The 12246-nt window shown below is 37.7% G+C and carries 8 protein-coding genes and 1 tRNA gene; 5 read left to right on the top strand and 4 right to left on the bottom strand.

The window, feature by feature from the left end:
* The first annotated feature begins 46 nt into the window (after positions 1 to 46).
* A tRNA-Ser gene (locus EPA86_RS11230) sits at positions 47 to 134 on the top strand.
* A 568-nt stretch (positions 135 to 702) separates the two neighbouring features.
* Here the strand turns inward: EPA86_RS11230 and EPA86_RS11225 are convergent.
* Positions 703 to 2637 carry a methyl-accepting chemotaxis protein gene (locus EPA86_RS11225; RefSeq protein WP_170309637.1) on the bottom strand — a complete coding sequence of 645 codons (1935 nt, stop codon included), beginning with the start codon at positions 2635 to 2637 and terminating at the stop codon, positions 703 to 705.
* A 423-nt stretch (positions 2638 to 3060) separates the two neighbouring features.
* Between EPA86_RS11225 and EPA86_RS11220 the strand changes: the two genes are divergently transcribed.
* Genes EPA86_RS11220 through EPA86_RS11210 form a run of 3 tightly spaced genes read left to right on the top strand, consistent with a single transcriptional unit; the run spans position 3061 to position 6516 of the window.
* On the top strand, positions 3061 to 4266 hold the full coding sequence (locus EPA86_RS11220; RefSeq protein ID WP_170309636.1) for a thiamine pyrophosphate-dependent dehydrogenase E1 component subunit alpha: 1206 nt from the start codon (positions 3061 to 3063) through the stop codon (positions 4264 to 4266).
* A 2-nt stretch (positions 4267 to 4268) separates the two neighbouring features.
* On the top strand, positions 4269 to 5246 hold the full coding sequence (locus EPA86_RS11215) for an alpha-ketoacid dehydrogenase subunit beta (RefSeq protein ID WP_140603610.1): 978 nt from the start codon (positions 4269 to 4271) through the stop codon (positions 5244 to 5246).
* 19 nt (positions 5247 to 5265) lie between these two features.
* Positions 5266 to 6516 carry a dihydrolipoyllysine-residue acetyltransferase gene (locus EPA86_RS11210; RefSeq protein ID WP_140603608.1) on the top strand — a complete coding sequence of 417 codons (1251 nt, stop codon included), beginning with the start codon at positions 5266 to 5268 and terminating at the stop codon, positions 6514 to 6516.
* A 131-nt stretch (positions 6517 to 6647) separates the two neighbouring features.
* Here EPA86_RS11210 and EPA86_RS11205 read toward each other — a convergent pair whose 3' ends face one another.
* The gene (locus tag EPA86_RS11205; protein WP_170309635.1) at positions 6648 to 8498 is read right to left on the bottom strand and encodes a M2 family metallopeptidase; all 1851 of its coding nucleotides are present in this window, start codon (positions 8496 to 8498) and stop codon (positions 6648 to 6650) included.
* Between the two features lie 829 nt (positions 8499 to 9327).
* Here EPA86_RS11205 and psrA point away from each other — a divergent pair.
* Positions 9328 to 9957 (top strand): TetR family transcriptional repressor PsrA, encoded by a 630-nt coding sequence (gene psrA, locus EPA86_RS11200; protein ID WP_140603606.1) that lies wholly within the window; start codon positions 9328 to 9330, stop codon positions 9955 to 9957.
* A gap of 125 nt (positions 9958 to 10082) precedes the next feature.
* Here psrA and dsbB read toward each other — a convergent pair whose 3' ends face one another.
* Both dsbB and nhaD read right to left on the bottom strand, forming a co-directional pair.
* Positions 10083 to 10601 carry a disulfide bond formation protein DsbB gene (gene dsbB, locus EPA86_RS11195; protein ID WP_140603604.1) on the bottom strand — a complete coding sequence of 173 codons (519 nt, stop codon included), beginning with the start codon at positions 10599 to 10601 and terminating at the stop codon, positions 10083 to 10085.
* A 141-nt stretch (positions 10602 to 10742) separates the two neighbouring features.
* Positions 10743 to 12143, bottom strand: a complete 1401-nt coding sequence (gene nhaD, locus EPA86_RS11190; protein WP_140603602.1) for a sodium:proton antiporter NhaD — start codon at positions 12141 to 12143, stop codon at positions 10743 to 10745.
* Between the last annotated feature and the right edge of the window lie 103 nt (positions 12144 to 12246).

The raw sequence follows: 12246 nt of genomic DNA, 5'->3' as shown, positions 1-12246 counted from the left end.
ACCGCTAAATGTGAAAATAACACAATAAAATGCAAAGAATTCAAATGGTGAGGTGTCCGAGTGGCCGAAGGAGCACGCCTGGAAAGTGTGTAAGGCGCAAGCCTTCGAGGGTTCGAATCCCTCCCTCACCGCCATATTCAAATACAAAGGCGTCCCGTAATATCCGGGACGCCTTTTTTATTGCCTTACTCCTATCAAATAACCTTAAAAATATAGCAAGTCAATTGAGGTGATAGTATTAGTGTTTAGCTTGATTTCGCTTAGTTGAATTTTTCTAAGCGAGCTAGTACAGACTAACTTTTGGGTCGCTAATTACACAAGGAGCATGTTGATGGGGTCTAAAGTTTTTCATGGATTACTAGGAGAAATTGTTTGACTGTTGAGGGTGGCATTTTGTGTAGAAGGGGCAATTGTGATTATCAAGTTTATTTTTTTTGGCAAGCAAATATCAGCTAATAAAGAAGAGCAAGAATGGTATTAGTTTAATGATTCAGATTCTGGCATTCGCACTAGAGTCTATGAAGTTGTCAGTCCTTTAGATTAATACGTAATAGAGTTTGGTAAATATCTTGATGATATTTATCATGAGTGTTCTTCTGACAAGCATTCAACTGTAATGAATTAGTTAATGTAAGACCTCTTATGTAGTACCACATGTATTTTTTTGGCTCTAGTGAACTTATTCTATTATGTATAAGCCGTTTAACTCGCCACTTTTAAGGTCTGACTAATACTTTCTACTTGGCTTGCTACTTCCTTTGTAATGTTTTCCGCCAATTGCTTTGATTGAGCTACTTCATTATTCACATGAGTCATAGCACTTTTAAACGCTTGATAGTGTTCTTTTTGCTTGATTATTTGTTGCTGTGAATTTTTTGCTACCGTGGCAGAAAGCTTGGCTTGTTCCGTTACTTTTTCTGAATTATCTTTTAGCAACATGGCTATTTTTTGTTGTTCAAGTGAGGCTTGTTCAATGTCTTCGATGGTTGAGGTAATTAAGCGACTATCGCTATGAAGTTGGCTTAGTTTTGCATTTATTTGTTGTAATGAATCTTGGGTTTTTCCTGCAAGTTGACGAACCTCCGTTGCAACGACCGAAAATCCTCGGCCATGTTCACCTGCGCGAGCGGCTTCTATTGCTGCGTTGAGTGCTAGTAAATTGGTTTGTTCGGCTATGGCATTTATAACATCAATAATAGAATTGACACTATTGACTGAGCTACCTAGTTTTTCAATGGCTCTTTTACCTGAAGTTGCGGCTTGGCTAGTTATTTCGCTGGCTTTTAAGGCACTGTCTACCTGCTGTAAACTGTCTTGCATTGCACCTTGTGTGCTTATGGCATTTTCAACTACTTGTTCAGATAAGCTATCTACTTCATCAGTTACTTGGCCAAGAGCAAGCATATTTTTTTGTACTTCATTCACTTGTTCACTGGTACTTGAAGAGGTGCTTTGAATGCTGTTTGCTTGGTTTTGCATGCTGCTTAAGGTGTCAGTTACCAAGGTTAACTGTTTGGTTTTATGCTGGTCTTGTAGAGAAAGCTGGTTAACAAGCCTATTAAAACTGTTAGCTATTTCACCCAGTTCAGAATGTTGATTGATGCTATCTATAGAGCCTACTTTGCCTTTGGTTGTTAATAAAACAAACTTGTCTCTTAACAGTCGTAATGGATTTAATATTAACTTGTGCTGTAAGTAGCTATTGGTCACTAGAAAAATAACTAGAAAACATAATAAACTGATTATCATATTCTCAAGTCTGTTGTGAGTTATCGCTTGCTGCTTGACAATTTTTTCTTCACTTAAGGCAATAGTCTCTTCTAGAGCATCAAGTTTTGTTTTTAGTAATGAGAAGCCAGCCACTTGTTGCTTTTTACTTTGCATGGTTAAATTTAGCTCTGATAAGTAGCGCGCAATTAAGCTGTTGAGTTCGTTAATTGCTTCTTGTGAAAGTTCGTCACGGGTTTCATCATCTATGGAGAGTTCATCTTCATCATCATCAAGATAAATCTCTAAACTAGGTAAAGTGTATAATTGATTCGCCATACCTTTAATTTGTTTGAGGTGAAACCTGAGGTTAGTACCGTCTACTTCAGCTTGATTAAACAAGTTTTCTCTACTTTGTATAAGGGCAGTTAACGTTTTCGCAATGTCAGCAGTAATTAACAAGTAGCTTTGCTTGTCTTGTGTACTAATTTTCTCGTTGTTTAATGCATATGACATCAGTTGGAAGGTAATACCATTCATGCTTTGTTCACTAAGTTGCAGTAAGGCTAAAGGATTTCCACTTAACTTCCCCAAAGCTCTTAGTTTGCCATTTAAAATACTAGACAATGCTGATGACGATTCAAGTAATGCTTGTTGCAAAGCAGGCTGTTCAATACGCTTTGATTGCGTGTCTATTTGCGACAGTTGCTCGTTCGCTTGTACTAAAAGGCTTGCATCACCCGTTGTTAGGTAATGAGTTATTGTTCTATTCAAATCGACCACAATCAATGATTGAAGATTTTGATACCTTTTGAGCGTAGCATTACTTTTCGCAAAACTATTACCAACCCAGTACATTGCATAAAGAAAAAACAAGGTGAAAATAGCCATCGCTAAGCTAGATATTTTGAAGAAGTGTGAAGCACGCATATAAAAGACATCCATGAAAATTGACGTGTCTATTTTCTTGCCTAAAGATGATGTTTTTATGACGATTGTATTACAGGCTTGTTAAGCTGGAAGTTTTATAAAGTATTTATTACTGCATATTTAACTTGGCAAAATGTTAGAGATGAAAAGCGCTGAATTGAGCAAGTGTAAAGATTCATGTTCACTTACTATCGTCAATAGGCCAATTCATTGTGAGATATTCTTGAATGTCAGTTGACGTAAAGGTAAAGTTTGACGCAGTTAGTGCATATGTTGACTATACTAATGTCAGTCATTGAACTACCTCATTAGGTAATATTTAAAAATAATAAAAAGAAGAACCTAATGAGTTAATAAAAACAACAAGTGTGAATTCCACAAGTTTACGCGATTATTTGCGTAACTGATAAGTAAGAGAATATTATGACCACTGAAAAATCTCCAGAAATACCCTCAGAGCTATATAAGCAGGGACCTGTTGTACATCAACCAGTTTTTATCGACGGGAGTAGCGTAGAAATTCCTGAGCTTAAAATATTACATCAAGATGGCACTATTTACCCTGATGCAGATATGCCTGAAATTGACGAAGCTCATGCGATCAAAATATATAAAACTTTAGCGTTTCATCGTGTACTTGATGAACGTATGGTCGCTTCACAGCGTCAAGGTCGCCTAAGTTTTTATATGGCTGCTTTAGGTGAAGAAGCGGCGAGTGTTGGTGGCGCTGCAGGATTAGAACCACAAGACATGATCATGACACAATACCGAGAGCAAGGTGCATTAATGTATCGTGGCTTTAGTCTTGAAAACTTCATGAATCAGTTATTTAGTAATGAAAAAGATTTAGGCAAAGGTCGCCAAATGCCTATTCATTACGGTTCTAAAGCATTGAACTATTTAACTGTTTCTTCTCCGCTAGGTACGCAAATTCCTCAAGCAACAGGTTATGCTTACGGGCAAAAAGTCCAAGGCATTGATGCCGTCACTATGTGTTACTTTGGTGAAGGTGCTGCATCAGAAGGTGACTTTCATGCTGGGTTGAATATGGCAGCTGTACAGGAAGCGCCTGTTATATTTTTCTGTCGAAATAATGGATATGCCATTTCAACACCTGCCGATGAACAATTTAAAGGCAATGGCATTGCCTCTAGAGGTGTAGGTTACGGTATTAAAACAATCCGTGTAGATGGTAATGATATTCTTGCTGTATTAAAAGCAACACAAATTGCCAGAGCCTATGCTTTAGAAGAAAATGCACCGGTATTAATTGAAGCAATGTCATATCGTTTAGGGGCGCACTCAACTTCTGATGATCCTTCAGGTTACAGAACACGTGAAGAAGAAGAAAAATGGCAAGCTAATGATCCTATCTTACGAATGAAAAACTGGATTCTCGCGCAAGGTTGGTGGGATGAAGAGCAAGATAACACCTTATTTGAAGGCTTACGTGAAGAAGTATTAGCGGCTGTTAAAGTGTCTGAGAAGATAAATAAACCGCATATCGATACTCTAATTACTGATGTTTATGATGAACCAACTTCGCAATTAAAAGCACAGCTTGAAGAAGTAAAAGCACATGTAAATAAATATCCAGAAGCTTATCCATTTACTGCGGGGAAATTTTAGTTATGGCACAAATGAATTTATTACACGCCATCAATAATGCGTTAGACATTGCTATGGCTGAAAATGATCGCACAGTTTGTTTTGGTGAAGATGTTGGTCACTTTGGTGGTGTTTTTCGTGCAACAAGTGGTTTGCAGGATAAATACGGTAAAACACGTTGTTTTAATACGCCATTAGTTGAACAAGGGATTATCGGTTTTGCTAACGGCTTAGCAGCGCAAGGTAGTGTGGCAATTGCTGAAATCCAGTTTGCTGATTATATTTTCCCAGCATTTGATCAAATTGTTAATGAGTCAGCAAAATTTAGGTACCGCAGTGGTAATGAGTTTGATGTAGGTAAGCTAACTATCCGTACACCGTATGGTGGTGGTATTGCTGGTGGTTTATATCATAGTCAATCACCTGAAGCTTACTTTGCACATACACCGGGTTTAAAGATAGTTGTGCCTCGTAACCCTTACCAAGCTAAAGGTTTATTGTTGGCGTCTATTCGTGACGATAATCCCGTTGTATTCTTTGAACCTAAGCGTCTTTACCGCGCGTCTGTTGGTGAAGTTCCTGAAGAAGATTACCAATTACCATTAGGTAAAGCTGAAGTTGTTCAAGAAGGCAGTGATATTACGCTACTCGCTTGGGGCGCTCAGATGGAAATTAATGAAAAAGCGGCTGAGTTGGCAGCTAATGATGGTATTTCATGTGAAGTCGTTGATTTACGTACCATTTTACCTTGGGATATTGAAACTGTATGTCAGTCAGTAATGAAAACAGGTCGTTTGTTGGTGAGTCAAGAAGCACCATTAACAGCAGGTTTTGCCAGTGAAATTGCAGCAACAGTTCAAAGTGAATGTTTCTTACATTTAGAGTCGCCTATTGCTAGAGTGTGTGGTTTAGATACGCCATATCCATTAGCGTTAGAAAAAGAATATATCAGCGATCACTTAAAAGTGTATGAAGCCATTAAAGCTAGTGTAAATTACTAGAAAATCGGAAATTATTATTATGAGCATTGATTTTATATTACCAGATATCGGTGAAGGTATTGTTGAGTGTGAACTGGTTGAATGGTTAGTTAAGGAAGGCGATAGTATTGTTGAAGACCAACCTATTGCTGATGTAATGACAGATAAAGCACTGGTACAAATTCCAGCGATGCATTCTGGCGTTATTGAAAAGTTATATTACAACCAAGGTGATATTGCTAAAGTACACGAGCCATTGTTTGCCATGATTACTGATGGGGCTAGTGGTGCAAGTAACGAGAAAAAAGAAGTACAAGAAAAACCAGCTGAAGCAGTATCTAAGCCTGTTGAACAAGTAAGTGTGACTAAAACAGACACCGCTTCGGTCACTATTGCGCCAGTGAGCCAAAAAGCTAGCAACGGTAAAGCTTTAGCCAGTCCAGCAGTGCGCCGTGTTGCGAGAGAGCTTGATGTTAATATTCATGACGTAGCAGGTAGCGGCAAAAAAGGTCGAGTCTATAAAGACGACGTACTTGCATTTAGCCAAGACGGTGTTACAGCTCCTGCTCATGGTAAACCTTCGGGCGGTACTAGAACAGAAGCTATTCGCGGCGTTAAAGCAGTAATGGCTAAAGCGATGCAAGAGTCAGTATCAACGATTCCACATTTTACTTACTGTGAAGAGATTGACTTAACAGAATTGATTGCATTACGAAAAGAGTTAAAAGAAGTTTACGCAAAGCAAGACATTAAATTAACCATGATGCCATTCTTCATGAAAGCTATGTCTTTAGCGTTATCACAGTTCCCACTTATTAATTCTCAAGTGAATGAAGACTGTAGTGAGTTAACTTACTTTGACGATCATAATATCGGCATGGCTGTTGATTCAAAAGTAGGGTTATTGGTGCCTAATGTAAAACAAGTGCAATTAAAATCAATTATTGATTTAGCTAATGATATCACTAAGTTAACGAATGACGCGCGCAGTGGTCGAGTAGCGAGTAGTGACTTAAAAGGTGGCACTGTTACTATTTCAAATATTGGTGCTATTGGTGGTACCGTGGCAACACCTATTATCAATAAACCTGAAACGGCAATTGTAGCATTAGGTAAATTGCAAACTTTACCTCGCTTTAATGACAAAGGTGAAGTTGAAGCACGTAGCATTATGCAGGTAAGTTGGTCTGGTGATCACCGTGTGATTGATGGTGGCACTATTGCTCGTTTTTGTAATTTATGGAAGTCTTTCCTAGAAAAGCCTAATAATATGCTTATGCATATGAGCTAGGTTCTTTTCTTTAGTTAATAAAAAAGCCTTAATACTGTGAAGTATTAAGGCTTTTTTAATGCTTGATGATTTATTATGAGCTAACTGTATTGAATCAACACAAGTTAGCTCAGAGCTAATTGCTTAGATTTTTAAAATCCGCACTGTTTACCTTGGTTTTGCTCTTTTAACCAAACATGAAGTGGTGCGAAATAATCTAAGATTGCACTTGCATCCATTTGCTCATTTCCAGTAACCACTTTATACGCTTGTTGCCATGGCTTACTTGAGCCCATTTCTAGCATGGTATTAAGTGCCTCACCTGCTTCTTTGCTGTTATAAATTGAACAGCGATGAATTGGATCTGTATTACCAGAAATTTCACATAATGCGCGGTGGAATTCAAATTGCTGAATATGCGCTAAGAAGTAACGAGAGTAAGGAACACCACCCGGTACATGGTATTTTGCACCAGGATCAAAGGCATCTTTATCACGTGCTATAGGTGCTGCTACACCTTGATATTTTTCACGTAATTCCCACCATGCACTATTGTAGTTTTCTGGAGTTACTTCACCTGAGTAAACTTTCCAGCGCCATTGGTCGACTAATAAACCAAATGGAATGAAGGCAATTTTGTCTAATGCTTGTTTCATTAATAAGCCAATATCTTTTGACTCATCAGGAATTGTTTCAATTAAGCCTATTTCTTTTAAATACTTAGGTGTTACAGATAATGCAATGGTGTCACCAATCGCTTCATGGAAACCGTCATTTGCACTGTTTTGGAAAAATACAGGCTGATCTTTATATGCGCGTTGGTAGAAGTTATGTCCTAATTCGTGATGAATTACATTGAATTCTTCACCGGTTTTTTGAATACACATTTTAATACGAATATCGTCTTTTGCATCTAAATCCCAGGCTGATGCATGACATACAACGTCTCGATCTGCAGGTTTAGTGAATAAAGAACGTGTCCAGAATGTCTCTGGTAATGGTTCAAAACCTAATGAGGTGAAGAAGTTTTCTGCACCTTTAACCATTTTTATTTCATCGTAATCATGTGCGGCAAGTTGTTTAGTTACATCGTAACCTGGATCTGCATTGTCAGGTGCAACGATATCGTAAATATTGCCCCATGTTTGCGCCCACATATTACCTAGTAAGTGAGCTGGAATAGGTTGATCTTGAGGTACTTTGTCTTCACCGTATTGCTCACCTAGTTCAGATCTCACGTAACAATGTAAATCGTCATATAACGGCTTAACTTGTCCCCATAATCTATCGAGCTCTTTGGCAAATTCATCAGCTGGCATATCGTAATTAGAGCGCCACATAGTGCCTAAATCTTTATAGCCTAAACCGTTAGCACCTTCATTGGCTAATTCAGCTTGACGAGTATATAAAGGCTTCATTTCTGGACTCACTTCGCGCCAGCCAGCCCATAGCTCAAGTAATTCATTGTAGTCGCGTGATGTTGACATTCTCGCGCCCATATCAACAAGACTAAGCTTTTCACCCGCTTTAGTTGTGTATGTACCTTTACCATAGATACTACCAAGTTTAGCGCCAATTTGAGCTAATTCGGCTGACTTTTCTGAATCTTGTGGTGCCGGTAAAACTAAGCTTTGCTTAAGGAAATCTAATTGACGGCGCTGAATGTCAGTTACATCAACCTTGTCAAACTTTGCCGCTTGCATGGCAAACCTAACACCGGCTTCTGTTGATTTTTGATCGGCTTCTGCGGCTAAAGATGCAGTGTCTTCAGTGATAAAGTTCGCATATATCCATGCTGCACGCGCACCTGAAAGATTAAGTTCGACCATTTCTTTAGCTACATTATCAAGAAATTGTTGTGCATCAGCACTTGTTAATGCGCTATTTTCGATAGAGGCAGTGTTTTTTTCTTGAGGAACATTGTTATTAGTACAAGCTGCGAGTGATGCGGCAACCACTAATGCAATACCCGTGAATTTAAAAGATTTTTTAATTTTATTCATTATCAGTATCGTTATTGGTTAAGGAGTTTATTGATTATTTCGAGGCTAAGTATATGCCTAGATGAAATTAAGTATATTAAATTGTGCTAGCGATACAATGTTTTTACGGTGAATAGTTTTCTTTAAGCGACAAACAAAAAAAAGGCTCATTCAAGGGGAAGGAATGAGCCAAACAACAACATGAAACTTTTAAAAAACATATGCTTGAAGTTCGTTTTCTAAGAAAGCAAAATAATAATATTAGATAAGCATGTAGCTTACTGTATTGATTGCGTAACGATTTGTAATTTAGCGCAGCAAAGTAGGTGGAAATATTAGAGCGTGTTGAACTTTGCTGAACGTTTATGCAGCAGAGTATTTGATATTTATACAAGGAAGAGTCTATGTAATGTGGTTATTCCCCATAAATAGGCGATAACGCCGTAAAAATTTCAAATGGACGCTGTCCGTAGGATTCGTTTAAAGGTGATTTACTCTTTGTTATAGCTCATTTTTATAACAACTATACTTCAATCGCTACGCCTTGATTAAATCACGTTTAATTCGAATAAAATTTGTACCACAAAGATAAGCGTGCTCTAGGAAAAATTAAAATATTTATGCCAAAAAAAAGACTCAGGGAGTGATTGACAGATCAGGTCTCTGAGTCAGGAATAACATGTATTCACCTATAAGAGTCGTCAAATGTAACAATAGTTCAAATTTATTTTAATTATTTTCTCTTTTGTTTAAAAACTTGACCTATAAAAGTTAAATGCGGTATTTTAAACAGGTGTTTAAACTGACTGTTTGCTAAATGCTGTTCTCGGTCACTAATGTATTGAGATGTATGAGTACTAAAAATAAAATATTAGATGCGGCAGAATTGTTATTTGCTGATAAAGGCTTTAACGGCACATCATTACGCGAGATAACTGGTTTAGCAACGGTAAATTTGGCTGCGGTCAATTATCATTTTGGCTCTAAAAAAGAGTTGATTAAAGCGGTTATGTCTCGCTATATGGATGAGCTTTCACCTAGGCTAGAAAGTGCGTTGTCACAATTATGTGAGCGTGATGATAAACCAACTTTGCATGAGGTATTTTCAGCCTTTATTGAACCATTATTATATTTAAACCAGTATAGAGAAAACGGTACCAGTACCTTTTTACAGCTTTTAGGGCGTGGTTATACTGACAGCCAAGGTTTCTTAAGATGGTTCTTAACAACACAATACCCGAATGTATTCTCAAACTTTACTGAAGCGGTGCATAAAGCGTATCCTGAACTTTCAGCAGAAGAAATGTTTTGGCGATTACATTTTACTATGGGAACTATTGTTTTTACGATGTCTTCAAGTGATGCGCTTATTGACATTGCAGCGAATGACTTTAACCGAGAAGTGGATATTTCGGGAGTTATTGAGAAGGTTATTCCCTATGTTGCCGCTGGTGTAGCGGCACCTATCGCTTTCAAATAGCTAGCGAATCTCTTATCCCGCGTTGAGGTTAATTATTTAATACTGTGAATATAAAAAAGGCGGTTTGACCGCCTTTTTTAATGTTTTATTTTCTTCAAAATAAAGTTTATCAAAAAACAGTGGTGTTAAAACTTTCTAGCGTTGACCAATCTGTTCAGTAAAATGAAGAAAAATGTTAATGAATAAGCTGCAAACACAACTACCATCCATTGCGGCATACTGTAACCTAAAAATTGCCAGCTAATTTCACCACAATCTCCTGTTGCTTCAAACAAGAAAGGTAGCCACTCATGAAGCGGTGCCCAGGTAGGGAAGTTAGGAGTAAATTCACAGCTGAAAAATAACGAGGCTGTGCTGCTTTGCATTTCTACGTGCTCCAGAGCAATTATTAATCCCCAAATGGAACCGGTTGCCCAAAGTGCGTAGGCGATAACCCTTGCTAAAGCGAACTGGTGAAGAACACTACCTATAAGGCCAGCAACAATAATTGCTGCAATGGCTAGACGTTGGTAAACACACATAATACAAGGGGCTAAATCCATAATATACTGGAAGAACAAAGCACATAACTCCAGCCCTAGAGCTGATAGTGCTAATAAAGCCCAAGCACGACCACTTGTAGTAATATCACTTAAAAATTTCATTCATTTACCTTTGAAAAGACTTATTTTTCTCATAAAAAAAGCCTCTATAAACTAGAAGCTTTTTAATCATATCATGCTAACACTTTAAATCGACCCCTATTGTTCTCTTGATTAGAGGAAGAAGTGTAAACAATTAATTCATTAGTTAATTAATAAATGAACCCAAATACTTGCTGCGTAACCAATCGCAATTACTGGTGTCCACTTTAAATGGCTAAAGAAAGTGTAGTAGCCACGTGCTTGCCCCATAAGTGCAACACCGGCAGCAGAGCCAATTGATAATAAACTACCACCAACACCTGCTGTTAACGTAACTAATAGCCATTGTGTATGTGACATTTCTGGTTGCATTGTTAATACTGCAAACATAACCGGGATGTTATCTACAATTGCAGATAAAATACCCACTAAAATGTTAGCGTTAGTTGCACCGAGTTCACCGTACATAAACTCTGATACTAAACCTAAATAACCCATAAAACCTAAACCGCCTACAGCTAAAATCACACCATAGAAGAAGAAAAGTGTATCCCACTCGGCTTTAGCTATTTTATCAAAAATATCAAAATCGTCTGATCTTGTACGACCTGCTGGAACGTCTGAGGTATTAAGTTTACCTTGACCTGATTTCTTAATGTAATAACCAAAGAATTTCAAATAAGCAAGACCTAACATCATGCCAAATACTGGCGGTAGGTGTAAGAAGTTATGGAATGAAACTGCTGTAATAATTGTTAATATAAATAAGCCAACAATCACTAAGCCACCTGTTTTAATAGGAGTTATTTCATTTGAACTTGACTTAGGATTTCCTTCAGGCAAGAAAAATGACATGATAAAAGCAGGGATAATAAAGTTAACCACTGAAGGAACAAATAGGGCGAAGAATTCAGTGAACTGAACAATGCCTTTTTGCCAAACCATCAAGGTGGTGATATCACCGAATGGGCTAAACGCACCACCAGCATTTGCACTCACAACAATGTTAACACAACTCATAGCAACAAATTTTGGTGCATCTTTACCAACGGTAAGAACTACAGCACACATGATTAATGCGGTTGTTAAGTTATCGGCAATTGGTGAGATGAAGAAGGCTAAAATACCTGTTATCCAGAACAGTGCTTTGTAGCTATAGCCCCTTTTTATTAATACGTCACGAAGAGCATCAAAGACATTACGTTCTAGTAAGGCATTAATGTAGGTCATTGCCACCAATAAGAAGAAGAATAATTCAGCATATTCAAGGAAGTTATGTCTAATGGCAACTTCAGCTGCATGCGGCATACCTTGAGAACCATAAAAAGCGGCAATGAGAATCCAAATTAAACCAGCAGCTAATAAAACGGGTTTTGATTTTCTTAAGTGCAATTGCTCTTCTAGAATAACTAAAGAGTAAGAAAAAACAAAAATTGCAATAGCGGTATAACCAATCCAGTGTGTCGTTAAATCAATGGATTGATGAGAGGCATCTGAAGCTAATGCGATACTAGGAAATAGTACAGCGATAACAGCCAATAATAAGAATGAAATCGGTTTCATATTGGTCTCTAAATGGAGGTTAATAATGTTGGTGTAAAAGTTGGGGCGAATTCTACCAAAATATTTACAAAATGATACAACAAACCCATTGATAACGATTAAT

This window comes from Litorilituus lipolyticus (assembly GCF_006439335.1).
In the GTDB taxonomy this organism is placed as follows: Bacteria; Pseudomonadota; Gammaproteobacteria; order Enterobacterales; family Alteromonadaceae; genus Colwellia; species Colwellia lipolytica.
Note: the sequence above shows the minus strand (reverse complement) of the source record. Positions and strands in the feature narration are given on the sequence as shown.